We start from the raw sequence: 25,241 nt of genomic DNA, 5'->3' as shown, positions 1-25,241 counted from the left end.
TTTCCATTAAATGCCGGGCGTGCTCATCTGCACCCGCTTGATATTGCCCATGAACAGCAGGTAGACGACAGCCGCGACGAGGCAGTGTGCGGCGACGAAGTAGAGCCCGACTGTATAGCCGCCCGTTGCCTGCACGATGTAGCCGAAAGCGATCGGCGTGACGATGCCGCCGATGTTGCCCACGCAATTGAAGATCGCGCCCGCAAGGCCAACCGCTTCGCGCGGCGCCGTGTCGCTGACGATGGCCCAGGTGCCCGCGCCCGCAGCAGTGCCTTTGCCGAAGAACGCGAGCGTCATCAACAGCACGATCAGGACATTGCTCTCGGTGAAGGCGGACAGCACGAGGCAGCAGCCCACCAGCATGCCGACGATATACGGGGTCTTGCGCGCCCACGAAACGCTCCAGCCGTGACGGATGAGCATGTCGGAGATCACGCCGCCCGCAATGCCGCCGAGAAAGCCGGACACGGCGGGAATCATCGTTGCGAAGCCCGCTTCCATGACGTTCATGCCGCGCGCCTGCACGAGATAGATCGGGAACCACGTGATGAAGAAATAGCTCAGCGCGATGGTGCAGTACTGGCCGATATACGAGCACCACAGCATCCGGTTGCCGAGCAGCGTCCGCATGAGCGCCCACGACACGGCAGGCCGAGCCTGCAGTTCATGTTTCGAGTCGATGTCGATCATCGCGCCGCCTGCAATGATGTGATCGAGTTCGCTCGACGACACACGCGGATGGTTGCGCGGTTCGTGCATGACGACGGCCCACAGGCCAGCCGCTGCAATGCCGATGAGTCCAAGCGCGATGAACGGCGAGGGCCAGCCGAACTTCGCCGTGAGCCAGCCCGCGAAAGGCGAGAAGATCGCCACCGCGAAGTAGGAAGCGGAAGCAAAGAGCGATGTCGCGAGCCCGCGCTCTTCCTTCGGGAACCACATGACCGCGACGCGGCCGTTCGCCGGGAAGCTCGGTGCCTCGATCAGGCCGAGCGCGAAGCGCAGTGCAAACAGCAGTGCAAGTGCAACGGAGACATCCGACGTGACGTTGCCGATGAAACCGACCAGCATGGTCGCGATCGACCACAAAATGAGCGTCGCGCCATACATCTTCTTGGTGCCGAGCCGATCGAGCAGCAGGCCGCCTGGAATCTGGCCCACCACATACGCCCAGCTGAATGCTGACAGCACATAACCCAACTGCACGTGATTCAGGCCGAATTCCTTCGCGATGCCGGGCCCTGCAATCGACAGGATCGCGCGGTCTGCATAGGCAATTGTCGCCAGCAGCAGGATCGTCGCGAGGATCGAGTAGCGCGTGCGCGTCATGCGCTCCGATGCCGTCGATATATACTGGGTCGTTCGGTCTGAAGCCATCGATATCTCCTCCTTGGTGCGCACGTCGTGCGGATCTTTTTTGTGTGTTTATGTTTTGCATTAAACCGGCGGCACCTATGACCGTCAACCTTGATTGAGTCAATCAACGTGAAGAACTGGATGACACAGGAGGAGGCGTGCGCGGCGCTCGGCGTGCGCAAGCAGACGCTATACGCCTATGTCAGCCGCGGTCAGATCGAGGTGCGCTGGGACCCGGATCACATCAGCCGCAAGCTGTATCGCGCGTCGGATATTTCGATGCTGATGAAAAAGCGCGACCTCGGGCGCGCGCGCAAGAACATCGCGGCGAGCACGATGGCGTGGGGCGAGCCCATCATCAATACGCATATCTCGACCATCGTTCGTGGCAGGCTGTATTACCGCGGCAAGGACGCGATTCAAATGGCCGCGACCGCGACGCTTGAGGAAGCGGCGCAACTGTTGTGGGACTCGGCCGAAGGGCCCCGCTTTCCGGCTTCCCAACCGGTCAGGATGGAAGGTTCCGCAAGAGCGCGTGTCTTTGCCGCAATGAGCATGGCGGCGCCTGAGGGCGGATCGGTTCATGCGTTGGACGTCGAGCGCATGCATGAGGACGCGGCTCGATTGGTTGGCCATCTCGCGAGTGCTTTTGTCGGGCTCGATTCGGACGAGGGGCCGCTGCATTTACGCATCGCTCGTGCATGGCGGGCTGAGCGGCACGCGGAGCTTTTGCGCCGCACGCTCGTGCTGCTCGCGGATCAGGAACTGACCAGCTCGTCGTTTGCTGCGCGTGTTGCTGCATCGACGGGGGCGTCGCTTGGTGCGTGCATGATGGCGGGACTTGCTGCGTTCTCCGGGCCGCTGCACGGCGACGCGATTACACGGGTGTATGCGCTGATCGACGATGCGCGCCATTCGGGAGCCGGGCAGACCGTGCGACGCCGGCTCGCCGATAACAAGTCGTTGCCCGGGTTTGGACATGAGCTTTACCCGCAAGGCGATCCGCGAGCAGCCTGTCTGCTGTCGATGTTAGCGCCTTCGCAAACGACGAGCGAACTAATTGCTTGCGTGGACAGCTTGACGGGCATGCAGCCCACTATCGATATTGCGCTTGCCGCACTCGTCGAGCATTGCGAGCTGCAAAGGGACGCGGCCTTCGCGCTGTTCGCGATCGCAAGAAGCGTAGGCTGGGCCGCCCACTCGATCGAACAGATGACGAGCGGCAGTCTGTTGCGTCCTCGCGCGCACTATATCGGGCCTCCCGTCGCCGAAGGAGACGACCTCGAAGACTGAGCCACACGCCGTCCCTACCAGCGCAGCAGCTTCGGCCCCAGCCACGCGCCGATGCACGCGGGTAGCAACATCCCGATCGCGTACCACACGCTCCAGAACGCCGGACTCATTTCCGGGCAATGCAGGCAATACACGATCGTCGCAGTGGAACTCGCAAGCAGCCCGGCGACGGCGCCCGCGAGCCGCAACTGCGTCGGCGCAAGCGATTTGACGGCCCAGAACACGGCAGGAAACGTCGGCACCGAAAGCAACACGATGTTGAACGGGCACGTGCGCCACGTATGACCGAGCACGATCGGCAAGCGCGTGCCGGGCGCCGCACTGTCGAGCACCATCATGCTCGCGATCCACACCGCGACAAACGGCAACGCGATGATCGCCCACGAATAGCCGGCGCGCGCGCCCGGTCGGCCGAGCCGCATCACGGCGAGCATCGCGCCCACCGCGATCGCAAGCGGATACGCCATCTTCGCCCAGAAGATCGTGGTGCGCGCGACGCTGCCCAGATCGTGCCGCACGCCGAACACCACGCTCATCAGGATCAGCGAGCCCAACGCGCCGAGCAGCAGCGCCTTGGTGAAGCGGCGCGCCACGGCGCCGCGCTCGATACGCGTCACCTGGTTCGACAGCAGGCCAATGAGGTCGTCGGTCTTCATCGCAGCCCCCGAATGAGCGCGGACAACGCCTTGAGACCCCTGTGTACGCCGACCTTCACGGCCGATTCGGACAGACCCGTGATGCGCGCCGTCTCCGTCACCGACAGGCCTTCGAGCTTCATGTGAACGATGGGCAACCGCTGCTTGTCGGGTAGATGTTCGAGCAGCTTGCCGATGTCGTGGCGCGCCTGCGCGGGTTCGTCGTCGGTGTCGGCGAGCAGCTCGGCGTAGTCGTCGAGCGGATCGTTGAGGGATTCGCGGCGCGCGCGCGAGCGGAAGAAATCCATCAGCTTGTAGCGGGCGATCGCGTGCAGCCACGCAGTCAGCGGTTCGTCCGGACGATAGGTGTGACGCGCGTTATGCACCGCGAGCAGAATCTCCTGGACGAGGTCTTCGACGTCGTCGCGATAGTTCGGAATGCGTCTGCGCAGAAAGCCGCGCAGGTGCCGCGTGAGCGCCTGCAGAAAGCTACGATAAGCGTCGGCATCGCCGTCGAGACCGCGAACGAACAACGCTTTCAGGCGGCTTTCCGCTTCTTGCAACATGACTCCCTTATTGGCAGGACGGCGAGACGACGAGACATGCACGTGGCTCGCTGCCGCGGCGAGCGGGGCGCTGAGCTTCAGATCGAGCGTTTCGGCATAGCCGAAACTGTGATGCGCCACTATAGCGCGGTCGTCGTCCATCGTCGTCACCCGCCTCCTTTACCGGGTTAATTCGTCCTTTCGCCGTTTCCGGTTACACCGTGCGCAAAATTTTTTGCGCGCGGAGTGAATTGATCGAAAAAGCACGCGAGGCTGTAACCAATCCCGTGTCCCTGACGAATTGACGTGTATCAGACCGTCATGGTGATCGACATGGACACGATGAAAGCGACTCTCACTCCGGCGCCCGAAGCCGCACCGCGCAACGCGCCGATTCATCCGATCTGGCTGCGCATCACGCATTGGCTGAATGCGGTCGCTGCACTCGTGATGATGTTCTCGGGCTGGCGCATCTATGACGCGTCGCCGGTCTTTCCTCAAATCGTCATTCCACCGTCGATTACCCTCGGCGGCTGGCTCGGCGGCGCGCTGCAATGGCACTTCGCGGCGATGTGGCTGCTGGTGTTCAACGGCATCGTGTATCTCGCGCTCAACATCGCGAGCGGGCGCCTCGTCGCGAAGTTCTTCCCGATCTCACCGCGCGCCGTGCTGCGCGACTTCATCGCCGCATTGAGCGGCAAGCTCTCTCACACGGATTTGCGCCAGTACAACGCGGTGCAGAAGCTCGCGTATCTCGTCGTGATCGTCGATCTCGTGGTGCTCGTGCTGTCGGGGCTTGCGATCTGGAAGTCGGTCCAGTTTCCGCTGTTGCGCGAGCTGATGGGCGGCTATGACAACGCGCGCATCGTTCACTTCTGCGCGATGGCCGTAATGGCGGCGTTCGTCGTCGTGCATGTCGCGATGGTCGCGCTCGTGCCGCGCTCGCTCCTGACCATGCTGCGCGGCCGCTGATTTCCGCCCGAGGACACGACATGAAGACCGACGACAAACCCATCATCAAGCTCGACCGAGCAGCGATTCTCGCGGATGCGCGCCGCGAACTGGACATGCCCTCACGCCGTCTGTTCGGCAAGCGCCTGTTGACCTTGGGCGGCCTGTCGCTGCTCACAGGCTGCTCGATCACCGACGACAAATCGGTCAACGCATTTCTGACTGCGGTCTCACGGCTGAACGATCGCGCGCAGGCGTTCCTGTTCGATCCGAATCAGCTCGCGCCGACCTACACCGAAGCGCAACTCACGCGGCCGTTTCCGTTCAACGCGTTCTATGGCATCGACGACGTGCCCGAGGTGAACGGCAGCGACTATCGGCTGAAGGTAAGCGGTCTCGTGACAGGGCAACGCGTGTGGACGCTGCCCGAGTTGTACGCGCTGCCGCACGCGGAGCAGATCACGCGGCATATCTGCGTGGAAGGGTGGAGCGCAATTGGACGCTGGGGCGGCACGCCATTCGCGGAGTTTTTGCGCCGCATCGGCGCGGATACGAGCGCGAAGTACGTCGGCTTTCGCTGCGCGGACGACTACTACGAGAGCATCGACATGCCGACGGCCCTGCATCCGCAGACCTTGCTCACGTTCGAGTACGACGGCCAGCGTTTGCCCGCGAAATACGGCTATCCGATGAAGCTGCGGATGCCGACCAAGCTCGGCTACAAGAACCCGAAGCATATCGTCGAGATCTTCGTTACCAACACCTATCCTGGCGGCTATTGGGTCGATCAGGGCTACAACTGGTTCGGCGGTTCCTGAGTGCAGTTCTTCTTTTTCCGGTTCCGGTCATGCCGGATACCAATTTCAACCCAGCAAGGAGATGAGCAATGAAACGACTGATGACGGCAGTATTCGCAGCAGCGATGGCGTTGGGCACGACGGCTGCATTCGCGCAGGCAAGCGGCGCGATGGCAAACGATGCGATGAGCAAAGACAGCATGTCGCACGACGCGATGAAAAAGGACAACATGTCGCACGATTCGATGAAGAAGAGCAACAAGATGAAGAAGCACGACGCGATGGGAATGGATCATCCCGCATCGGGCGCGATGTCGCAGTAAGCTGACGCACCCAGACAAGCCGGGCGTGCATGCGCGCCCGGCCGATTTCTATGGGCCGTTCAGGCCTGCGCCTGAAAGACCAGATTGAACGGCGTTTGCGTCGCGCGCCTGAAACGCGTGAAGCCGCCCGCAGTCACGACTTCCCTGAGCCGCGCTTCGCCCGCCTGCGCGCCGAGCGCTTTTCTGCCTTCCTGCGACAACGACGCGCCCGTGCAGATCATCGTCGATGCCGAATAAAACACGCGCCCGATAGGGTTGAGATTGTCTTCGAGCCGGTCATTCGCAAAGGGCTCGACGATCATCCACGTGCCCTCGGGCTTCAGCGATTGCAACACGTGGGCCGCCGCGCCCGTCGGGTCGCCCATGTCGTGCAGGCAATCGAAGAATGCGACGAGGTCGTAGTCGCTTCCCGGGTACTGCTGCGCGCTCGCGATTTCGAACGTGACGCGCTCGCCGAGACCCGATTCATCCGCGAGTTCTCGTGCTCGCTGCACGGACGGTTCGTGATAGTCGAAGCCGACGAAGGTCGCGTCGGGATAGGCCTGTGCCATCAGCATCGTCGATATGCCGTGGCCGCAGCCGACATCCGCGACTTTCGCGCCGCGTCCCTTGAGCACGGCTTCGACACCGTTCAAAGCCGGAATCCACTCGTCGACCAGATGCGCCGCATAGCCCGGACGAAAGAACCGCTCGGTGCCCTTGAACAGCGATGGATGATGCTGATGCCATCCGACGCCTAGCCCCGTGCGAAATGCGCCTTCGAGCTTCGGCAGACTGCGGAACATCGCTTCGGCGCAGTCGACGAAACCCGGAATGAACGTCGGGCTGCCCTCTTCGGCAAAGCACATCGCCATTTCGTTTTCGAGCCGGTAGCGGGCGGTTTCGGCATCGTAGCGGATGAAGCCCGATGCGGCCTGCGCCGCAAGCCATTCGCGCACGTATCGCTCAGCGAGGCCGGCGCGGTCGGCGACCTGTTCCGAGGTCATCCAGCCCTGTTCGGCCATCGCCTTGTACAGGCCGAGCCGGTCGCCCAGCGCGATCAGCGGCGCCGACGCAACCGCGCCGAACTCTCCAACCATGCGCTCCATGAAGTCCTGCACTTTCTGTTCGTCGTATTGCACGTGCCACCTCCGTGAAGAAGGCAGAATTGATATGACGAAAAGAGCGTCCCGTCGATGCTTGCGTTTCGCCGACTTCGCCCATGCCAAGTATAGATACTGAAAAGACAGATGAAAGGCAAAGTACATGTGACGGCGGGCGATTCGATCGTGTGTATGATCCGCGAACATCACCGTGTCTTTACCCATTCACCAGGACTTCAGATGAGTTCAAGCAGGCAGCCCAAACGCAACCTTCCGGGCAAACAGGATCTGGAAGCGATGTCGGTATTCCGTTACGAGCTGCGCAAGTTCTTGCGCGCGTCCGAGGAGATCGCCAACGCGGCGGGCATCACGACGCTGCAATATCAACTGCTGTTGCACGTGCGCGGTTTCGAGGGGCGGCAGTGGGCCACTGTCGGCGAACTGGCGGAGCGTCTGCAGGCCGCGCCGAACGGCACGGCGGCGCTCGTGTCGCGCTGCGAATCGGCCGGTCTCGTGACGCGCAAGCCCGACGCCGAAGATCGCCGCCAGGTGCAGGTGCATCTGACGCCGAAGGGCGAGCGCTGCCTGCTCAAGCTCGCAGCGGAGCACAAGGCGCATTACGGCTCGTTTGGCTGGGTATTCGGCGACACGGGCGAGTAACCCTTTGCGCACGGGTTGTACGTGTCGAAACGGAGGATCGCGCATTTATGTCACAATGTGCCTTACTTTGATTTGATCACACTGACGCCCCGATGCGCATTCCCGTACTTCTCGACCGACGCGCGTTGCTGCGCGGCAGGCGGCTTTGGCTGCATTACGGCGTGTTCTGGCTCGGCGCGGTCGCGACAGGCCTTGTCGCCGTCATGTATGCGCGGCTGATCGATTTCGGCTACGACGCGTTTCTGCGCTATACGACGAAGTTCTGGTGGCTGCCGCTCGTGCTGACACCCGCAGTCGCGGCGCTCGGTGTCTGGATTACGCGACGCTGCTTCGCGGGCGCTGAAGGCAGCGGCATTCCGCAGGTCATCGCGACGCTGCACGAAGGGCGCGACCTCGGCCCGCGTCTGCTGAATATGCGCATTCTGGTCGGCAAGATTGCCGTGTCGTTTCTGTCGATTCTCGGCGGATTCACCATTGGACGTGAGGGGCCGACCATCCACGTCGGCGCCGCGCTGATGTTCAGCCTGCGGCGCTTCTATCCGGCCCGCTTGCGCAATTTGCGCGGCGTGGGTCTGGAGCGAAAACTCGCGCTGGCGGGCGCGGCTGCAGGGCTGTCTGCGGCATTCAATGCGCCGCTCGCGGGCGTCGTCTTCGCCATCGAAGAACTGACACGCAGCTTCGAAACGCGAACCAGCGGCGTCCTGATTACGGCGATCATCTTCGCGGGCATCGTCTCGCTAGGCTTGCAGGGCAACTACACGTACTTCGGCACGATCGACACCGACGGGCATTTTCCGGATCTGCTCGTGGTTGCCGTCGTGATGCTGGGCGTCGTGACGGGCGTGGCGGGCGGCGCGTTCTGCTGGCTGCTGCTGAACACCGACCGCTGGATGCCGGCGCGGCTCGTGGCATGGAGAAAGGAACATCCGGTTGCATTCGGCGCGGCGTGCGGCCTCTTCATTGCGGTGATCGGTGTGGCTGCGGGCGGTCACACGTTCGGCAGCGGCTACGCCGAAGCGCGCGGCATGCTCGAAGGCAATTCGCAGCTTGGCGCGAGTTATCCGTTGCTGAAGATGGCGTCGATGGTCGGGTCTTATCTGCCTGGCGCGCCGGGCGGGTTGTTTGCACCATCGCTCGCGATCGGCGCGGGCATCGGCAACGCGCTGCATCTCGTGTTCGGGCAAATGCAGCTGCCGATGCTGATCGCGCTCGGCATGGTCGGCTATCTTGCCGCAGTCACGCAAAGCCCGATCACCGCGTTCGTGATCGTGATCGAGATGATCAATGGACACGCGCTGGTGCTCTCGCTGATGGCGACCGCGCTCATTTCCAGCCAGGTGTCGAAGCTGTTTGCGCCACCGCTTTATGAAGCGCTGGCGCAGCGGTATCTCACGAAGCAGTGAGCGTCACTTGTCCGGCAGTGCATACGCGATCACATAGTCGCCGAGCTTCGTGCCGAACGACCCGTGTCCACCCGCAGCGATCACCACGTACTGCTTGCCGTTCGCCTCATAGGTCATCGGCGTGGCCTGGCCGCCAGCGGGTAGCCGCGCGCGCCATAGCTCCTCGCCGGTGTCGGTGCTGTAGGCGCGCAGATAGTTGTCGGCCGTCGCGCCGATGAAGAACACGTGGCCTGCCGTCGTCATCGGGCCGCCTAGCATCGGCATGCCCATCTTGAACGGCAGCGGAACGGGCGCGCTATCGCGAACCGTGCCGATGCGCTTCTTCCACACCACCTGGTTCGTCTTGAGATCGAGCGCGGCAACGTAGCCCCATGCGGGCTGCTTGCAAGGCAAGCCGATCGGCGACAGGAACGGGTTCAACTCCACGCCAAACGGCACGCCATATTGCGGCTGGATGCCCGCTTCCGTCCCCGTGCCGCCCTGGCCGTTCTCGGGCGGCTGAATCGGGTTGTGCGGCCCGCGCGCGACGAGCTTCGACACGAACGGCAGCGCGATCGGGTTCGCGATGGCGAGTTGCCGGTCGGTATCGACGGCGAGGCCGCCCCATTCGAACATGCCAAGATTGCCCGGAAAAACCAGCGTGCCGTTTTCGGACGGCGGCGTAAACGGTCCTTCGTAGCGCAGCCGATGAAAGAGCACGCGGCAAGCGAGCTGGTCGAACATCGTTGCGCCCCACATGTCGGCGCCCGACAGGTTCTTCGCGGGCCGGAAGGTCAGTTGCGAGTACGGCTGCGTCGGCGACACATGATCGCCTTCTGCCGCGCCTTGCGGCACGGGCTGCTCGGGCGCGGGCACGATCGGCGTGCCCGTGCGGCGATCCAGCACGAAGATGTTGCCCGTCTTCGCCGGCGCGTAGATCGCGGGCACGACATTGCCGTTGCGGTCGGTGATGTCGGCGATGGTTGGCTGCGCGGGCAGGTCCATGTCCCACAGATCGTGATGCACCGTCTGATAGAACCACGCGAGCTTGCCCGTCGATGCATTCAGCGCCAGCAAGCCGCTCGCGTAGCGCTCGTACAGCGGCGTGCGATCGCCGCCCCAGATGTCGGGCGTCTTCACGCCCATCGGCAGATAGACGAGGTCGAGTTTCGCGTCGTAGGCGGCGGGCGCCCACGAGTTGGGAGAATTGAACGTGAACGTGTGCTGGTCGTCGGGAATGACGTTCGGTGTGGCCGAGCCTGGATCGAACGCCCACACGAGCTTGCCCGTTTCGACGTCGAAGCCGCGTATCACGCCGGACGGCTCGCGGGTCGAATAGTTGTCCGTCACCGCTCCCGCCATGACGATGATCTTGTCGGTGACGATAGGCGGCGAGGTCGGCTCGTACTGCCCCACCGTCGTCACCGGTTGCAGATGCTGCAAGTCGAGGTCGCCGTTGTTGCCGAAGCCGGCGCAACGCTGTCCCGTTGCGGCATCGACTTCGAACAGATGGCCGTTGTTGACGGGCAGGATCACGCGGCGCGCGCACGCGGGTAATGCGCTTCGCGCGGCCTCGTCCTTCGCGGCAGCGGCCGCAGCCGTCTCGTGATACGACACGCCGCGGCAGGTCACGTGCTGGAAGCTCGGGTCGGTTTTCAGGCCCGGATCGAAGCGCCATTTTTCTTTGCCCGTCGCGGCGTCCAGTGCGAACAGGATCTGATGCGGCGAGCACAGATAAAGCATGTCGCCGACCTTGAGCGGTGTCACTTCGTCGGTGATCTCACCGGGATCGTTGGGGCCTTTCTTGTCGCCCGTCTGGAACGTCCACGCGACTTGCAGGTCCTTCGCGTTATCCTGGTTGATCTGCGTGAGCGGCGAATAGCGGGTGCCCGCTTGCGTGCGGCCGTATGCCGTCCAGTCGCCGGGGTTCGAGTCGGATTGCGTCGGCGCCACGGCGGCGTTTTCCGCGACCTTGCCATTGATCTCCTGCGGGTCGTTGAATGCCGCATACGCGAGCGCGACGCCCGTGAGAACGAGGCACACCACGAGCGCAACGGCGCCGCCGCGCCGCGCGGACACATCGAACAGACGGAAGACGAACGGCAACAGCAGCCAGATGCCGAACAGAACGAGGACATCGGTGCGCGGCGCGAGCGCCCAGAAATCGAAACCCGCTTCGAAGACGGCCCATATCAGCGTGCCGATCAGCAAGAGCGCATAGAGCGACAACGCGAGCCCGTTGCCGCGATAGATCATCCACGCGACGGCGAGCAGAACGACGCCGGCCACGATGTAGTAAGGTGAGCCGCCTATCGTGACGAGCCAGATGCCGCCTATCAGCAGATACAGACCGGACAGCACGGCGAAGAGAACAGTCAGCCATGCGATGACGGGCGACGACGTGTGCCTCGACGGGCCTTCAGAGGTGTTCGCTTTGCTCTCGTTGTTCATGCTGTCAGCCTCCTGTTCGTGCTTCACGGCGCGTTGCGCGTGCGATGCTCAACCTGTATCGCTTAGCAACATGCGGACCTGAACGTATGCGAAGTGAATCAGTGCGCAAGGCGATGCGTCGCATGCGCCCTGTTGACTCGACTTATCCTGCACCGTGTCGGGACGCATCGCAAGCAGGCTGTGATTACACAAAACTTTCTGGAGGCGTGACGCGTGCGATTGCACGCGAACACATTCAGGCAGTGCTGAATTCGAGCGTGCGTGTGTCGATCGTCCTGATGACGCTTTCACAAGCAGGTGCGCCCGTCTTCAGATGAACGACGAGATCGTAGGTTGTCGAAGGACGAGTGAGCATCAAACAGGTGGACTCTGTGTTCGCGACACGCGTTGCATGCCAGACATTAGGCCGCATGCAAAGACCCTTGCCGACGGGAATCTCGAATGCGCGCAGCGAGTTGAGGTCCGGCTCGCCGTCTTCAAGCGACGTCGCGACGATATGCACGACGGGCGCCGTCAACGGCACAATGGCCTGCTGCGTCAAACGATGCAGTTCGAGCGCGGAGATCTCTGCGCCACGATTGCGGTACACGACCCAGAGTATTTCGGTTTCGCCCGGCGTGCCCGTATCGAACAGATGCTCGCGCCAGAAGTCCGACGTGGGGCTGACGAACGCGGGCGCGTCGCCGTCCGTGCGTACGGGCTTGCCGAGCATCCAGCCATACGGTTCACAGCGATTCGCTTCGAGCGGTTCGATCGGAATGGAAAGAGCGGTCAGCATGTCGGCGTACTCGTGTTGATGAATGGATCGGTCATGCATGCGAGATGGCGTCGTCCGATGGCGGGAACATCGCGAACTCCGGCCCATGCTTCAGGCTGAAATCGAGCACGACGTTCAGCGCGAGCCGAGTGATCGACTCGGCAAGCAGGCTGTCGGGCGTGCGCCGGTATGCGGCGACCAGCGGCAACGCGGGCACGCGATGCGTGACTTGCAGCAGTTGCAACTGGCCCGCTTCGAGTTCGCGCATCACGAACGCGGGCGGCAGCACGGCAATGCCGAATCCGTCGACCACGAGCCGGATGATCGCCGCCACCGATGAAAGACAATTGATCTGCACCTGCACGTCCCCGCTCGCCGCGAACAGGCCCGTCAGAAACTCATGCGGCGGCGAATGGCGCGCAAAACTGATCACGGGATACGCGGCCAGTTCAGTTTCGGTGAGCGCCTGCGCGGACAGATTGAGCGCAGGGCTCGCCATCCAGCGCATCGGAAGACTGCCGAGCGGGACATTCGTCATGTCCGCGCCGGCGACGCTCGTCGTCTGAAACGACACATCGATATGGCCGTTCGCCAGTTGCGCGGAGAGGTTCGCGGACGTGTCGCTGGTTAGCTCGATCACTAGGTTCGGATACTCGTCACGGATGCGCTTGAGCAGATCGGGCAGCCACGTATGCACGATCGATTCGATCGCGCCGAGCCGCAGCAGACCCGACACCTTCGAGCGATCGCCAACGCTCGCGAGCATCGCCTGATTCAGCTTCAGCATCTGTTCGGCGAACGGCAGCGCTTTGCTGCCGTCCTGCGTGAGCGTCGCTTCCTTCGAGCCGCGCTCGAATAGCCGCACGCCAAGTTCCTGTTCAAGCGCAGAGATGCGGCTCGAAATGGCCGCCTGGGTTGCGTGCAGCCGCTCGGCCGTCAGCCGGAAGCTGCGCAGCCGCGCCAGCCAGACGAAGGTTTCCAGAAATCGCAGATTCATTCACAGCCCTGACGAGGCAAGCACGAATGGCTCAGTGTAGCGCCGCGTCCCGCCTTGGGTGACAAGAAAAATTTCAACCGCGCGACAACTTTAATTTGTTGGACACGCACGCACCGCGCGCCAAAACTTTGCAACAGATGCCCGTTGATGGAAGGGCAAACACACTGTCAAACCAGAGGACGTTGCGATGAAGAAAGTATCATGCGAAATCGAAGGCGGGCTGCACGTCGAAGTGAGCGCGAGCCGTCTCGTGATTGCGGGCTGGGCGGGACGCGACGATGCCGAGGTCGAGCATCATATTCGTGAGCTGGAAGCGATTGGCGTGCGCCGGCCGTCGAGCGTGCCATGCTTCTACGAAGTGGCGCCCGCCTTGCTGACGACGGCGGACGGCATCGAAGTGATCGGCGAGCATTCGTCGGGCGAAGTGGAAGTCGTGCTGATCCAGACGCAAGAGGATGGCTTGCTGGTCGGCATCGGTTCGGATCATACAGACCGCAAGGTCGAAGGCTATGACGTTGCCGTGTCGAAGCAGATGTGCGCGAAGCCGCTCGGCAAAACGCTGTGGCGCTATGCGGATGTGGCCGCGCATTGGGACGCGCTGATCGCGCGCAGCTGGCGTATCGATGCGAGCGGCGAGCGCATCCGTTATCAGGAAGGCACGCTTGCGCGGCTGATGCATCCCGAGCCGCTGATCTGGCGCGCGTTCGGTTCGACGTCGATGATTCCCGAGACCGTGCTGTTCTGCGGCACGCAGCCCGTGCTCGGCGCGCTGACGCCCGCGGGTGCGTACGAACTGGAACTGCACGATCCTGTGCTTGGCCGTAGCTTGCGACATCGCTATAGCGTCAATGCGCTTGCGCATACGGAGTGATCGCGATGCGCACCATTCGTGAATCCGGCAAGGCGCTCGCGGCCAAAAAGCTCTCTGCAGGCGAATTGCTCGACGCGAGCCTCGCAGCTATCGACGCCGACCTCGCACGAGGCGGATCGACCTACACGCATATCGACCGGGTGGCGGCACGCGAAGCGGCCGCCAGCAGCGACGCGTTTCGCGAGCGAGGCTACGTGCCTTCCGCATTGGCGGGCGTGCCGGTTTCCGTGAAGGACCTGTTCGACATCAAAGGACAGGTGACGACAGCGGGCTCGCGGATACTGCGCGACGCGACGCCTGCCGTGCGCGACGCCGCCGCCGTTGCGCGTTTGCGCGAGGCGGGCGCGGTGTTTGTGGGCCGCACCAACATGAGCGAGTTTGCGTTCTCAGGGCTCGGGCTGAATCCGCACTATGGCACGCCGCTGAATCCTGCTCATGCAACGCGTCTTGCGGGCGGCTCCAGTTCAGGCGCGGCGGTGTCCGTCGCGCTCGGCCATGTGGCCGCCGCGCTCGGCACCGACACGGGTGGCTCGGTCCGCATTCCCGCCGCGTTCTGCGGACTGGTCGGCTTCAAGCCGACCGCTCGCCGCGTGCCGCTTGACGGCATCGTGCCGCTGTCGACGTCGTTCGATTCGATCGGGCCGATTGCGCGCAGCGTCGACTGTTGCGCGCTGATCGACGGCATTGTCTCCGGACAAGCGCTCGACACGGCGCCGCGCCCGCTCGCAGGACTTCGGCTGGGCGTCACGTCAGACTACGTGGCTGACGATCTCGATGAGACCGTCAGCACCGCGTTCAATCGCGCGATCGGCATGTTGCGGCGCGCGGGGGCGTCCGTGGAGCGCTTTGCGTTTCCCGAGTTGCATGAGGTCGCGGGCCGCTATCCGCTTGCGGGCATCACGGCCGCGCAGGCGTGGGCGTGGCATCGCGAGCACGTCGCCCGCGATGCCGATGGGTACGACCCGCGCGTGCTCAAGCGCCTGCGCGCAGGAGAAGGGCGCAGCGCTGCCGACTATATCGACCTGCTCGCCGCGCGCGAGCGCTTCGTGCGCGACACGCGGACGCGTCTTGCGCGATTCGATGCGTGGCTGATGCCGACTGTCGCCATCGTTCCGCCTGCTATTGCGAGCGTCGAAAGCGACGACGATGACTTCTCGTCGACGAATGCGAAGGTGCTGCGCAATCCCGCTGTCGTGAACTTCATGGACGGCTGCGCGCTGACGCTGCCTTGCCATCGGGACGGCGAACTGCCTGTCGGCCTGTCGATCTGCGGGCCTGCGCTCGCCGATGCATTGATTCTCGCGATAGCGCGCAGCATTGAAGCGTTACTCACGCATGGTCAGGCAGTCGTGACCGCATAACGTTTGTTTATCGGCAGCAAAAAGAATTTCTCGTTGGACGCGCAATTACGGCGAACGAATACTGGATTTCAGGCGCGATGAAAACGTCTGCGCGCTTATTCAGAACCTTTACCGCATTCATGACCAAAGTGAGGCAGTCCGTGAATCAAACTTTTCGCTCATTAGCTGGTGTCGTTGCGCTGGCCGCCATTCAGACATCCGCGCATGCCGCCGATGCCACTCCCGCTGTCGTGCTGATCGGCCACGCAGCGCCGCTCACCGGGCAACTCGCGAACATGGGCAAGGACAGCGAGAACGCTGCGCGCCTCGCAGTCGATGAAATCAACAGTCAGCACCCTGTGATCGGCGGCAAGCCGGTACGTCTGCAACTGGACTCGCAGGACGATGCCGCCGACCCGCGCACGGGAACCCAGGTCGCGCAGAAACTGGTCGACGAAGGCGTGGTGGCCGTGGTCGGCGACATCAACTCAGGCGTGTCGATTCCCGCGTCGCGTATCTATAGCGAAGCGCAAGTCGTGCAGATTTCACAAGGTTCGACGAATCCTGCTTACACGCAACAGGGCTACAAGACGACGTTTCGCGTCGTGGCGACGGATGCATTGCAGGGACCGGCACTCGCGCGTTACGCGCTCAATTCGCTGCACGCAAAACGGATTGCCGTGATCGACGATTCGACGGCGTATGGACAGGGGCTTGCCGACGAGTTCGTGAAAGCGGCGAAGGCGAACGGCGGTACGATCGTCACGCGCGAAGCGACCAACGACAAGGCCACTGACTTCCGCGCGATCCTGACGAAGATCAAGGGGATGCGGCCCGACGTCATCATGTATGGCGGTTCCGATGCGACGGCGGGACCGCTGGTGAAGCAGGCGGCGAATCTTGGCATGACGGCGAGCGTGCTCGGCGGCGACGGTGCATGCACGGACAAGATGGTGAGCCTTGCGGGCGACGCGATCGGCAACCTGGTGTGCTCCGAAGCGGGACTCGCGCTCTCGAAGATGCCCAAGGGGCAGGAGTTCGATCGTCGCTACACCGCGCGCTACAAGGTGCCCATCGATGCGTACGCGCCGTTTGCGTACGATGCCGTCTACGTTATTTACGACGCCATGAAGCGCGCCAATTCGACGGAGCGGGCCAAAGTTCTGGCTGCGATGCCCGTCACTCAGTATGACGGCGTGATCGGCAAAATCGCATTCGATATGCACGGCGATCTGAAGGACGCGGCCATTACGATTTATCAATTCAAGGACAAGAAGAAAACGGTAATGGATGTGATTCGAATGTGAGGTCGTATCCGCGCATTGCGCGGATACGAATTACCGTTTGAATTGCACTGGTTGATGGTTGATAAGAAAAGACAGTAGCGGCGCGATGTGAATCTGCTCTATTACTCGCGCTGCCGTGCTCGTTAGTACCCAAGGCGTGACCGGATCGAATATTGAAGTACGACAAAAAGCGCCGACATTGACCGCTTTCCTGACGAGTTCCTTTCATTTATTCGCGGAAGATCTCCAGTCAATACTCAATGCGAAGTGGTACCACGGCGCGAATAGAAATAAGTACTCTGACTTCCTGTCACTTTGCTTTCGCTTGCTCCCCTAAAGCCCGCAAACGTTAGCGCGCATATAAGGGAAATACTACCGTCGCATAAATGCTGAAATCGGAAAAGTTCAAGTATTACGGCGAATTACATGTGATATCTTTCGGACCGTTCAAGGCATTTCTAGCTTGTCTACCCATCTTGGCCATGACGGCCGCACGTCGAAGAGTGTCCGGTAGTCCGGCAAACAACAATTCATGCAAGTTCAAAACGCCCGTCGCTGGGCGCCTCGGGGGGCGCGGCGATGGCTTGCCGCGATTGCCGCGCTCTGTATTGCGAGTGGCGTGCGCCTTCTCCTGCATCCGCTGCTCGGTCCAGCGATGCCGGGCGCTGCGTTCTGCGTTGCGGCCGTCCTGATCGAGTACTACTTCGGCCTTGCGCCCGCGCTGACCATGATGCTGGCCGGCGTATGCATCGGTGACTATCTGTTCGTCCCGCCTTACGCGATGTTTGGTTTCATCGACCGCTCCGATGTGCTGTTCGTCGTGTCGTACCCGATGGTTGCGCTCGTCTTCATTACGCTGGTTGAAAGGTTGAGGCGCGCGCAATTTCGCGCGGAACTGATCACGTCGGTCGCGCAGTCGCGCTACGAGATGCTGCTGCGTCACGACAACGATCGCATGCTCGCGCGCCGCGCCGTCGATGAAACGCACCGGCTGCTGCGTCATCTGTCGCAACACAGAAAGTCGTTTGTGCTGATTCAGGCACTCGAGCGCATGCCTGCGTGGACCCACGGTACTGACGCTGGCAGCACGCGTGAGGCCGGGGCAAGTGTTCTTGCCGTTGCGCCGCCACCGGCGGAGATCGCACCGGGCCCTCGCTTCGACGATGTCGAACCCGAGGATATTCGCCGCTTGTCGAACGCACTGTGGCCGGGCTCGCATCGTGTGCGGCTGCGCGCGGGCGACGCCACCGCGATGCATGCATCGGCAGGTGTTCAAGGCGAGATGGGCGATAGCGCTGCGCAACTTGTCGATTGCATCTGCGAGCGCTTCACGACGCACGCGGGCGATTTCCTCGTGCTGCGCGTCGGCGAGTAACACACATGAAAACCTCTGTCCGAACGATCTTCAACGAAGGCGACGGCCACGCCGTGCTGATGTTGCATGGTCTGTCCAGCTCGCCACTTGAATTGCGCTACCTCGCGCGCTTTCTGAACGACGAAGGCTTCACGACCTGCGTGCCCGTGCTGAACGGCTATACGGCGGGTTCGAAAGAGCAGGCGATGGAGCACTGGCTCGACGCGGCGACACGCGAATACGATGCGCTTGCCGCGCGCTACGAGCGGGTGTCGATCTGCGGGCTTTCGATCGGCGCGGCGCTCTCGCTCTCGCTCGTGCATCGTCGCCCGCAGGCACAGGCCGTCGCGCTGCTGTCGCTTACGCTCGCGTACGACGGCTGGGCGATTCCGTGGTATCGCTTCTTGCTGAACTGGGCGTACTACTCGCCGTTGCGTTCGCGCTATCGCTATCGCGAATCGGCGCCGTACGGGCTGCGCAACGACGCGCTGCGCGCCAAGATCGCGCGCGCTATGGAACGCGACGACTTCAGCGAAGTCGGCCCATCGACGATCTCGCTGCCCGCGCTGCACGAAGCCAGCCGGCTCGCGGCGAGCGTGCGCTCGCAAGTGCGCGCGATCCGCAACGACTGCCTGATCATCCACGCCATCGACGATGAAACATCGAGTCCTCGCAATCCGCGCTTCGTGGCTTCGTCGATTGGATCGACGTTCTTGCGCACCATCTGGCTCGACGATTCGTATCACATGATTACATCCGACAACGAGCGCGAAATCGTCGCGCGGGAGACCGCGCTGTTCCTGCGCGAAAGCGAAATCACGAGCCGTACGGGCGATGCGGGCGGAAAGCCCGTGGTGTCGAAGGCGCTTGCCCGCCGGTTGCGGCAACTTGCGGCGATGGGTAAAGGTCGCGCGTGATGACGAAGTCGAGTTGCTTCAACGCGGTGCGACGCGCCACTACGTTGGCGGTGGCAATGACGCTGACGTTCCACACAGCGGGAGCATGGGCCGACGACGCGCCGCTTTCCTCTCCGTCCTCTTCGTCGAATTCGTCAACTTCGCAGCAAAGCGACGCGACAGCAAAGCCCGCCAGCAAATGGAAGATCGGCGTCGGGCCGGGCGTCGTCATCACGCCGCTGTATCCCGGCTCGCGTGAACTGCGTGTGTTTCCCTATCCCGCGCTCGACATCTCTTATGACGATCGCGTGTTTTCGCAAGGTCCCGACGTGCTGGGGCTGAACGTGTTGCGCAGCGAGGACTATCACGTCGGTGCAGCGCTGAGCTTCGATTTCCAGTCGCGCCAAGAAAAGGACGATCCGCATCTGCACGGGCTGGGTAACGTCGACGGCGGTCCGAAACTCAAGCTCTTCGCTGACTACACCGTGTGGATGTTCACCGGGTCCGTGGCGCTGTATCAGGACATCGCCGGACATGGTCAGGGCAAGACCGTTGTCACCGACCTTTATGCTTCGCTGCCTGTTGGAGGCTGGTTGTTTTCGATGGGTCCCGGCTTTACCTGGGCGGATGCCGAGTACACGCGAACGTTCTTTGGCGTGTCGAGCCAGCAGAGCGCAGCGTCGGGATTGCCTGCGTACAACACGGGTGCAGGCATTCGTGACGTGCATCTGAACGGCTACGTCAGCTACGACATTTCGAAGCACTGGGCCGCCTCAGTCGCGGTGACGCTTGGCCGTTTGCAGCACTATGCTGCCGCGAGTCCGATCACCGAGCGTCGAAGTGAACTCAATACGCTTGCATCGGTGAATTATCGTTTCTGATCTCAGGCGAGATTCAACTTGAACAGCAGCGAATCCCGATCCGGATAAGCGTACTTGACGGGCAACTCATCAGCTGCGATCTGCTGAAACCCCTGACGTCGATAAAACGCATGTGAGCGCGTCGAAACGGAAGGGGTATCGAGCAGGATCGTTTCGATGCCCTTGAGCCTTGCATGCGCCAACAGCGTTTCGTATAGACGCGACGCGCATCCCATCCCCGCGCCTCTCCACGCTGCCGACACAAAGAACTTCTTCAGCACGGCAACCGTTGCCGTCTCGATCTGCAGAGCGATCGTGCCAACCACGTGTCCTTGCGGGTCGAGTGCAATCCAGAAGCCGCCGCCATTCGCGATGAAGTATCGATTGATGTCGAGAAGCTCGGGCTGATCCTCGATCGATATGCCGACCTTGCTCTCGTCATTCTGGATATGCAGGATCAAGCCGACCACCTCGTCGGTGAACGAATCCTGAAACATGGCGATGCGAGGCGGTGTGGTCGCGGCGTGCATGGAAAAGTGCTCTCGGGCAATGTGCTAGGCACTACCTTATGCGTCGCGCAGGATGCGATCTAGAACGTTCTTGCGCTGTTTCGCCGCGCGACGGCGCCAGGCGTCACGCCGAATACGGACTTGAAGTGGCGTCCGAGGTGGCTTTGATCCGCGAAGCCGGTTGCGGCGGCTGCGGCGGAAGGCGTCACGCCATCCAGCAACAAGTGCTTTGCCGTCTTCAGGCGCAGCACGAGCTGGTAACGATGTGGACTCAGTCCAAACGCAGCAGTAAAGCGACGGCACAACTCGGATGCCGATAGCGACGCCTCGCGCGCCAGTTCGTCGAGCGACACGTTACGGCTGGAAAACGCCTGCAAATAGGCCCGCGCGTCGCGCAGACGCTTGTCGGCGACTATCGACGAAGACTGTGCGGACGCATCGCGATCGTTCATCGAGCCGAGCACGGCCTCACACAACAGCGCCCATTCATCGGGCCATGCCGATGACATGTGCAAGGTTTGCATCGACAGCGCAGCGAACTGCACGAACGGCGCCATCGCGCGGCGCATCTTCACAGGGTGCGAAAACGCGTGCGGCGAAACACCGTGAATCTCGCACTGCAATTGCCATTCGGCATCGGGCACATAGAGCATCACGTACTCGCATCCGTGATCGCCGATGGACATTCCCGCATGCGCGACGTGCGGTGGGATCGCGTACACCTCGCCGGCGTTGACGATCGACGGTTGACGCGAGTTGGTCATCGAGTCCTTTGCGCCGCGTAGCACCGCGCCGATCGCCCACGTGTCGTGCGTATGCGTCGTGAACCGATGGTGCTCGAAGCGTGCATGAAGCACCTCGATACCCGCACCGTCGACATAGCCATACTGCGTATGCTCTCTCGTTGCGGGCTGCGCGCTGTGTGCGGAATGGGGCATCTTGCGTGTCATGAATCAGCCGGGCGGCGCACGCTACGCATGCCAGAGCGAAGCCTTCGCCCTGAGCGTCTCGATTGCGAGGTCGAGAAATGCGCGCACTTTCTGATTCGCATGCTTGCCTTCGCGATGGACGACATGAACGGGCAATGTAGCCAGTTCGTACTCGGCCAGCACGGCGCGCAACGTACCGTCCGCCAGTTCCTGCGCGATCTGATACGACAACAGACGCACGATGCCTAACCCCGCCAAGGCTGCCGAGATCGCGGAATCATTGGTGGTGGTCACGAGACGCGGCTGGATGGGCACCGTCAGCGGCTTGTCGTCCACGCGGAAGCGCCATTCGGGCGCGGACGTGAGGCCTGTCGCCTGGATGGTCACGTGAGACGCGAGATCGTCAGGATGCTGCGGCACGCCGTGCGCGTCCAGATAAGCGGGCGAAGCGCAGAGAACGCGACGCACCTTTCCGACAGCGATCGCCTGCAACGATGAACTCGGCAACTCGCCGATGCGGATCGCGACATCCGCCCCTTCGTCGACGAGATTCACGATTCGGTCCAGAAACCAGCAATTCAGATTGACGGCCGGATAGCGCGTCAGATAGTCGTGAGCGATGGGCGTCACATACATCTTTCCGAACAGGACAGGTGCCGTCACGGTCAACTGGCCGCGCGGCGTGGTGTTCGCACCGGCAGCGGACAGCTCGGCCACCTCGACTTCCGCGAGGATGCGGCGACAATCCTCGAAGAACGTGGCGCCTGCATCCGTCATTCGCACGACACGCGTCGTGCGGGTCAACAGCCGCACGCCGAGGTGTTCTTCGAGCTCGTTCATCACCCGGCTGATGACCGACGGCGACACGTTGAGCTTGCGCGCCGCGGACGCGAAGCCTTCCGTCTCGACCACGGTCACGAAGGTGTTCATTGCCTGGAGCCTGTCCATGTCTGAGGAGATGAACGGGAAGGGGATAGAGGACGCCTGCCGGGCGTCGACAGGCAAGCGAGCGTCAAGCATAACAGCGTTTCACAGCCCTCCGCGCGCGGCCTGCCTCACAGATCGAGCAGCAGACGGTCGCCGCCGCCCGTCTCCGCGTTGGCCGGCACGGCGCAACAGATCAACGCTTCGTTGTCCGGCACCGTGAATTCCGGCGTGATCGTGTAGGCCACCGCGCCCTCCACGATGCGTGTGCGGCATGTGCCGCAACTGCCGCCACGGCAACCGAATTCAGGATTCAGGCCGCGTGCTTCCGCAAGCTCGAGCAACGTACCGCTGTCTGGATTCCAGCGCGCTTCTTTGCCCGACTTGACGAACGCGATGGGAACCGGTTGCTCCGCTGCGACGCGAGCGGGACCTGTGACGACTGCAGCATCCTTCCTGCGTTGCAGCCCGGACGGCCCGAATGCCTCGGCGTGAATGCGGTTGTCAGCGACGTTGAGATTGCGCAAGCCGTCGTACATGGACTGCATGAACGCCGACGGTCCGCAAAGATAGAAGTCATAGTCATTGAAGGGCAGCGTGTCGCACAGCAGCGCGACATCGATCCGGCCTTCCACGTCGAAGTCTTTGCCTTCGCGCGCGCCGTCGGTGTGACTCAATGCGCGCACCACGTTCACTGCGCCTTTCGCGGATACCGCGAGACGTTCGATCTCACGGCTGAACGCGCGCTCTTTCAGCGATCGCGCCGAATGGAAGAACCATGTCGGGCGTACGCGCCGCGTGCGCAGCCCTTCGTAGACGACATGCCTGAGCATCGCGAGCATCGGCGTGATGCCGACGCCGGCGGCGAGCAGCACGGCGGGACGGCGCTCGGCGGCATCGATCGTGAACTGGCCGGCGGGCGCACGCGCTTCGATGATGCCGCCGATGTGCAGCGTATCGTGCAGATGCGACGACACGAGTCCATCGCGCTTCACGCTGATCCGATAGAGACCATCGGCGGGTGCCGTCGACAGCGTATAGGTTCGGATCACAGGCTTGTCGTGACCGGGCAGCATGACGCGGACAGGCAGATGCTGACCCGCGATATGTGGAATGAGCCCCGCGCCATCCACAGGTTCGAGATGAAACGAACGGATCACCGAGCTTTCATCGACGACATTCGTCACCTTGAACGGCCGCCATGCGTTCGCCAGTTCGGCGGCCTTCAGGCGGCTTGTTACTTCGTCCCAGCTGCCTGTCATCAGCGAGTTCGGCGACCAGCCGTTGGCCTGAAACTTCCACCGCAGCGGCAGCGCGCCCTTGCGATAGACGATGCGTCGCGGCGTGAAATGCCACAGCCGCTCCGCGCCCTGAAACGCGGCAATTTCCGGCGAGTCGAGATCGACGGTCGCGTCGCCCGTCAGTTGCAGGACGTCGCCCGTTTCGAAGTCGGCGAAGATCAGACCCGCGCGCGGGTTGATAAGGAAGTTGCCGAGCGTCGCGAAGAAGAGGTTACCCGCGAAATCGGGAATGGTCAGGCGGCCGTCGTCGCCGATACGCACGAAGCCCGCCTTGCCGCCGCGATGCGACACGTCGACCTGGCGTTGCTCGCCTTCGCCTACATAGGACGCGACAAACAGCGTGTCCGCGGCTTCGATCATCGCGCGGGCGTGACCGGTCAGGCCGTCGAACTCCGTGGGCGCGATATCGGAAAACATACCGGGATCGCGGATGAATTCGAAATCGCGCGCCTGGATATATTGCGGGCAATTGCCGAAGCTCTGTATGACCTCGACGTCGAAACCTTGCGACGTCGCGCCACGCAACAGACCATTCATGCGATTGCGGCGGCGCGTGTGCAACTCGATCCCGAGCAGGCCGATCGCCGCACCGTCATGAAATCCCGCAGACGCAGGATCTTGCGGATCGGCGGCAACGTGCATGTGCAGAATCTTCTCGGTCGGCGACTGCATGAAGCCCGGTTGACCCGCCACGAGTGTCGCCCATACGTCGCCGTCGTCGGCCACTGCACCGGCCACGATGAACGGCAATTGTCTGTAGAAAGTGCGGTGCTGATCGGGCATGTAGTCGCGGATTACCCGGCGGCCGAGTTCCTGCATCTTCGGCGCCACGCCGACTTTCTCTTGCAGCGCCACTTCGCCTGCATGCCAGGGCGACCCTTTATCCGTCGATACCGTGCTCATGATTTGCCTCCGGTCGTAAAGCCGGGAAAGCCACGCGTTGGGCTTCCCGCTCACTGACGCGCTCAGCTGTTGGCGGTGAGGCCGACAGGCGTTTTCTGAAACTCGACGAAGCCAGGCAGCGCCTCGATGCGGCGCAACCACGCGTTGACGTTCGGGTAGAACGACAGGTCGACGTTGCCTTCCGGCGCACGCGCGATGTAGCTGTATAGCGCGACATCGGCGACCGTCGGATGCGGTTGCGCGATGAACTCGCGCCCGGCCAGCTCTTCGTCGATCAGCTTGAGGATGCGATGCGCGCGGGCAATCAGCTCTTCGGCGTTGTATTTTGCGCCGAACACGGTGATGAGTCGCGCGGCGGCCGGCCCGAACGCGATCTCACCAGCGGCCACGGACAGCCAGCGCTGCACGGCGGCTTCCAGCGCGGGCGTTTGCGGCAGCCAGTCGGTCTTGCCGAACTTGCGGGCGACGTACACCAGAATCGCGTTGGAGTCGGCGATCGTGGTGTCGCCGTCGACGAGAACCGGGACCTGGCCGAAGCGGTTCAGCTTCAGGAATTCGGCGGATTTGTGCTCGGCGGCGGCGAGATCGACCTGAATCGATTGATGCTCGATGCCGAGCAGCGACAGGAACAGGCGGGCGCGGTGCGAGTGGCCGGACAACGGGTGGTAGTAGAGCTTCATGGCGGTTTCCTTTGGTCAGAGGTGACTGGGACATCCCGATCACTTGATGCAAAGTCTAGGGATGCTGCCTTTGCAGCAGAATCCCTCGCCAGGTCAATTGATACTTCTCGAAACGAGAACGGTGGTTGTGCGCCCGAGAATAGTGGCGTTCGGCGGTTCAGG

At 62.4% G+C, this 25,241-nt stretch carries 24 protein-coding genes; 12 read left to right on the top strand and 12 right to left on the bottom strand.

Annotated elements, in window-relative coordinates:
• Nucleotides 1-6 precede the first annotated feature (6 nt).
• Complete coding sequence (locus tag C2L65_RS41195) at nt 7-1,374, bottom strand: MFS transporter (RefSeq protein WP_042305732.1); 1,368 nt, start codon at nt 1,372-1,374, stop codon at nt 7-9.
• 120 nt (nt 1,375-1,494) lie between these two features.
• On the opposite strand from C2L65_RS41195, the gene C2L65_RS41190 reads away from it, so the two are divergent.
• The gene (locus C2L65_RS41190) at nt 1,495-2,646 is read left to right on the top strand and encodes a citrate synthase family protein (protein ID WP_042305660.1); all 1,152 of its coding nucleotides are present in this window, start codon (nt 1,495-1,497) and stop codon (nt 2,644-2,646) included.
• Nucleotides 2,647-2,660: 14 nt separating this feature from the next.
• On the opposite strand, the gene C2L65_RS41185 is transcribed toward C2L65_RS41190, so the two are convergent.
• Both C2L65_RS41185 and C2L65_RS41180 read right to left on the bottom strand, forming a co-directional pair.
• Entirely contained in the window at nt 2,661-3,302 is a 642-nt protein-coding gene (locus tag C2L65_RS41185; RefSeq protein WP_042305659.1) for a DUF1109 domain-containing protein, read from the bottom strand.
• Nucleotides 3,299-3,844, bottom strand: a complete 546-nt coding sequence (locus tag C2L65_RS41180; protein ID WP_085954667.1) for a sigma-70 family RNA polymerase sigma factor — start codon at nt 3,842-3,844, stop codon at nt 3,299-3,301. Before C2L65_RS41180 ends, C2L65_RS41185 begins: the two co-directional genes overlap by 4 nt.
• Before the next feature lie 315 nt (nt 3,845-4,159).
• Here C2L65_RS41180 and C2L65_RS41175 point away from each other — a divergent pair, with 315 nt between their 5' ends.
• The 3 genes from C2L65_RS41175 (at nt 4,160) to C2L65_RS41165 (ending at nt 5,897) form a co-directional block, all read left to right on the top strand.
• Nucleotides 4,160-4,798 (top strand): cytochrome b/b6 domain-containing protein, encoded by a 639-nt coding sequence (locus C2L65_RS41175; RefSeq protein WP_042305731.1) that lies wholly within the window; start codon nt 4,160-4,162, stop codon nt 4,796-4,798.
• Nucleotides 4,799-4,818: 20 nt separating this feature from the next.
• On the top strand, nt 4,819-5,595 hold the full coding sequence (locus C2L65_RS41170) for a molybdopterin-dependent oxidoreductase (protein WP_035992726.1): 777 nt from the start codon (nt 4,819-4,821) through the stop codon (nt 5,593-5,595).
• 68 nt (nt 5,596-5,663) lie between these two features.
• Nucleotides 5,664-5,897: a pentapeptide MXKDX repeat protein gene (locus tag C2L65_RS41165; protein ID WP_035992729.1), complete on the top strand. Its 234-nt coding sequence runs from the start codon at nt 5,664-5,666 to the stop codon at nt 5,895-5,897.
• Between the two features lie 59 nt (nt 5,898-5,956).
• Here C2L65_RS41165 and C2L65_RS41160 read toward each other — a convergent pair whose 3' ends face one another.
• On the bottom strand, nt 5,957-7,018 hold the full coding sequence (locus tag C2L65_RS41160) for a class I SAM-dependent methyltransferase (RefSeq protein WP_042305658.1): 1,062 nt from the start codon (nt 7,016-7,018) through the stop codon (nt 5,957-5,959).
• Between the two features lie 201 nt (nt 7,019-7,219).
• Here C2L65_RS41160 and C2L65_RS41155 point away from each other — a divergent pair, with 201 nt between their 5' ends.
• The gene (locus C2L65_RS41155; protein WP_042305730.1) at nt 7,220-7,639 is read left to right on the top strand and encodes a MarR family winged helix-turn-helix transcriptional regulator; all 420 of its coding nucleotides are present in this window, start codon (nt 7,220-7,222) and stop codon (nt 7,637-7,639) included.
• A 92-nt stretch (nt 7,640-7,731) separates the two neighbouring features.
• Entirely contained in the window at nt 7,732-9,042 is a 1,311-nt protein-coding gene (locus C2L65_RS41150) for a chloride channel protein (protein ID WP_042305657.1), read from the top strand.
• A 3-nt stretch (nt 9,043-9,045) separates the two neighbouring features.
• Here the strand turns inward: C2L65_RS41150 and C2L65_RS41145 are convergent, their stop codons facing one another.
• The 3 genes from C2L65_RS41145 to C2L65_RS41135 all read right to left on the bottom strand — a co-directional run bounded on the left by C2L65_RS41145 (nt 9,046) and on the right by C2L65_RS41135 (nt 13,226).
• Nucleotides 9,046-11,472, bottom strand: a complete 2,427-nt coding sequence (locus tag C2L65_RS41145; RefSeq protein WP_042305729.1) for a glucose/quinate/shikimate family membrane-bound PQQ-dependent dehydrogenase — start codon at nt 11,470-11,472, stop codon at nt 9,046-9,048.
• Nucleotides 11,473-11,707: 235 nt separating this feature from the next.
• Nucleotides 11,708-12,250 carry an ureidoglycolate lyase gene (locus tag C2L65_RS41140; protein ID WP_042305656.1) on the bottom strand — a complete coding sequence of 181 codons (543 nt, stop codon included), beginning with the start codon at nt 12,248-12,250 and terminating at the stop codon, nt 11,708-11,710.
• Between the two features lie 31 nt (nt 12,251-12,281).
• The gene (locus C2L65_RS41135; protein ID WP_042305655.1) at nt 12,282-13,226 is read right to left on the bottom strand and encodes a LysR family transcriptional regulator; all 945 of its coding nucleotides are present in this window, start codon (nt 13,224-13,226) and stop codon (nt 12,282-12,284) included.
• Between the two features lie 187 nt (nt 13,227-13,413).
• On the opposite strand from C2L65_RS41135, the gene C2L65_RS41130 reads away from it, so the two are divergent.
• From C2L65_RS41130 to C2L65_RS41105, 6 genes are all read left to right on the top strand, one after another.
• On the top strand, nt 13,414-14,097 hold the full coding sequence (locus C2L65_RS41130; protein WP_042305654.1) for a DUF2848 domain-containing protein: 684 nt from the start codon (nt 13,414-13,416) through the stop codon (nt 14,095-14,097).
• 5 nt (nt 14,098-14,102) lie between these two features.
• Nucleotides 14,103-15,458 (top strand): amidase, encoded by a 1,356-nt coding sequence (locus C2L65_RS41125; RefSeq protein WP_042305728.1) that lies wholly within the window; start codon nt 14,103-14,105, stop codon nt 15,456-15,458.
• 119 nt (nt 15,459-15,577) lie between these two features.
• Nucleotides 15,578-16,744 carry a branched-chain amino acid ABC transporter substrate-binding protein gene (locus C2L65_RS41120; protein WP_416365638.1) on the top strand — a complete coding sequence of 389 codons (1,167 nt, stop codon included), beginning with the start codon at nt 15,578-15,580 and terminating at the stop codon, nt 16,742-16,744.
• A gap of 511 nt (nt 16,745-17,255) precedes the next feature.
• Nucleotides 17,256-18,098, top strand: a complete 843-nt coding sequence (locus C2L65_RS41115; protein WP_042305653.1) for a DUF4118 domain-containing protein — start codon at nt 17,256-17,258, stop codon at nt 18,096-18,098.
• Nucleotides 18,099-18,103: 5 nt separating this feature from the next.
• A complete protein-coding gene (locus C2L65_RS41110; RefSeq protein ID WP_042305652.1) occupies nt 18,104-18,994 on the top strand; it encodes an alpha/beta hydrolase in 891 nt (296 codons plus the stop codon).
• Entirely contained in the window at nt 18,994-19,854 is an 861-nt protein-coding gene (locus tag C2L65_RS41105; RefSeq protein WP_081920796.1) for a MipA/OmpV family protein, read from the top strand. Before C2L65_RS41110 ends, C2L65_RS41105 begins: the two co-directional genes overlap by 1 nt.
• Before the next feature lie 2 nt (nt 19,855-19,856).
• Here the strand turns inward: C2L65_RS41105 and C2L65_RS41100 are convergent, their stop codons facing one another.
• The 5 genes from C2L65_RS41100 to C2L65_RS41080 all read right to left on the bottom strand — a co-directional run bounded on the left by C2L65_RS41100 (nt 19,857) and on the right by C2L65_RS41080 (nt 25,079).
• Complete coding sequence (locus tag C2L65_RS41100) at nt 19,857-20,330, bottom strand: GNAT family N-acetyltransferase (RefSeq protein WP_233446668.1); 474 nt, start codon at nt 20,328-20,330, stop codon at nt 19,857-19,859.
• A gap of 92 nt (nt 20,331-20,422) precedes the next feature.
• Nucleotides 20,423-21,280, bottom strand: a complete 858-nt coding sequence (locus C2L65_RS41095) for a helix-turn-helix domain-containing protein (protein ID WP_042305649.1) — start codon at nt 21,278-21,280, stop codon at nt 20,423-20,425.
• 33 nt (nt 21,281-21,313) lie between these two features.
• Nucleotides 21,314-22,219 (bottom strand): LysR family transcriptional regulator, encoded by a 906-nt coding sequence (locus C2L65_RS41090; RefSeq protein ID WP_042305648.1) that lies wholly within the window; start codon nt 22,217-22,219, stop codon nt 21,314-21,316.
• Nucleotides 22,220-22,326: 107 nt separating this feature from the next.
• Nucleotides 22,327-24,399: a 2Fe-2S iron-sulfur cluster-binding protein gene (locus C2L65_RS41085; protein WP_042305647.1), complete on the bottom strand. Its 2,073-nt coding sequence runs from the start codon at nt 24,397-24,399 to the stop codon at nt 22,327-22,329.
• A gap of 62 nt (nt 24,400-24,461) precedes the next feature.
• Nucleotides 24,462-25,079: a glutathione S-transferase family protein gene (locus C2L65_RS41080; protein WP_042305646.1), complete on the bottom strand. Its 618-nt coding sequence runs from the start codon at nt 25,077-25,079 to the stop codon at nt 24,462-24,464.
• Nucleotides 25,080-25,241: the final 162 nt, after the last annotated feature.

Source organism: Paraburkholderia terrae (assembly GCF_002902925.1).
GTDB classification, from domain to species: domain Bacteria; phylum Pseudomonadota; class Gammaproteobacteria; order Burkholderiales; family Burkholderiaceae; genus Paraburkholderia; species Paraburkholderia terrae.
Note: the sequence above shows the minus strand (reverse complement) of the source record. Positions and strands in the feature narration are given on the sequence as shown.

Coding starts and splice junctions, on each gene's coding strand:
- C2L65_RS41190 (WP_042305660.1), top strand. CDS start 1,495: ATGACACAGGAGGAGGCGTGCGCGGCGCTCGGCGTGCGCAAGCAGACG.
- C2L65_RS41110 (WP_042305652.1), top strand. CDS start 18,104: ATGAAAACCTCTGTCCGAACGATCTTCAACGAAGGCGACGGCCACGCC.
- C2L65_RS41195 (WP_042305732.1), bottom strand. CDS start 1,374: ATGGCTTCAGACCGAACGACCCAGTATATATCGACGGCATCGGAGCGC.
- C2L65_RS41140 (WP_042305656.1), bottom strand. CDS start 12,250: ATGCTGACCGCTCTTTCCATTCCGATCGAACCGCTCGAAGCGAATCGC.
- C2L65_RS41100 (WP_233446668.1), bottom strand. CDS start 20,330: ATGTTTCAGGATTCGTTCACCGACGAGGTGGTCGGCTTGATCCTGCAT.
- C2L65_RS41080 (WP_042305646.1), bottom strand. CDS start 25,079: ATGAAGCTCTACTACCACCCGTTGTCCGGCCACTCGCACCGCGCCCGC.
- C2L65_RS41095 (WP_042305649.1), bottom strand. CDS start 21,280: ATGCCCCATTCCGCACACAGCGCGCAGCCCGCAACGAGAGAGCATACG.
- C2L65_RS41130 (WP_042305654.1), top strand. CDS start 13,414: ATGAAGAAAGTATCATGCGAAATCGAAGGCGGGCTGCACGTCGAAGTG.
- C2L65_RS41090 (WP_042305648.1), bottom strand. CDS start 22,219: ATGGACAGGCTCCAGGCAATGAACACCTTCGTGACCGTGGTCGAGACG.
- C2L65_RS41120 (WP_416365638.1), top strand. CDS start 15,578: ATGACCAAAGTGAGGCAGTCCGTGAATCAAACTTTTCGCTCATTAGCT.
- C2L65_RS41145 (WP_042305729.1), bottom strand. CDS start 11,472: ATGAACAACGAGAGCAAAGCGAACACCTCTGAAGGCCCGTCGAGGCAC.
- C2L65_RS41135 (WP_042305655.1), bottom strand. CDS start 13,226: ATGAATCTGCGATTTCTGGAAACCTTCGTCTGGCTGGCGCGGCTGCGC.
- C2L65_RS41175 (WP_042305731.1), top strand. CDS start 4,160: ATGGACACGATGAAAGCGACTCTCACTCCGGCGCCCGAAGCCGCACCG.
- C2L65_RS41125 (WP_042305728.1), top strand. CDS start 14,103: ATGCGCACCATTCGTGAATCCGGCAAGGCGCTCGCGGCCAAAAAGCTC.
- C2L65_RS41165 (WP_035992729.1), top strand. CDS start 5,664: ATGAAACGACTGATGACGGCAGTATTCGCAGCAGCGATGGCGTTGGGC.
- C2L65_RS41085 (WP_042305647.1), bottom strand. CDS start 24,399: ATGAGCACGGTATCGACGGATAAAGGGTCGCCCTGGCATGCAGGCGAA.
- C2L65_RS41115 (WP_042305653.1), top strand. CDS start 17,256: ATGCAAGTTCAAAACGCCCGTCGCTGGGCGCCTCGGGGGGCGCGGCGA.
- C2L65_RS41170 (WP_035992726.1), top strand. CDS start 4,819: ATGAAGACCGACGACAAACCCATCATCAAGCTCGACCGAGCAGCGATT.
- C2L65_RS41155 (WP_042305730.1), top strand. CDS start 7,220: ATGAGTTCAAGCAGGCAGCCCAAACGCAACCTTCCGGGCAAACAGGAT.
- C2L65_RS41105 (WP_081920796.1), top strand. CDS start 18,994: ATGACGAAGTCGAGTTGCTTCAACGCGGTGCGACGCGCCACTACGTTG.
- C2L65_RS41150 (WP_042305657.1), top strand. CDS start 7,732: ATGCGCATTCCCGTACTTCTCGACCGACGCGCGTTGCTGCGCGGCAGG.
- C2L65_RS41185 (WP_042305659.1), bottom strand. CDS start 3,302: ATGAAGACCGACGACCTCATTGGCCTGCTGTCGAACCAGGTGACGCGT.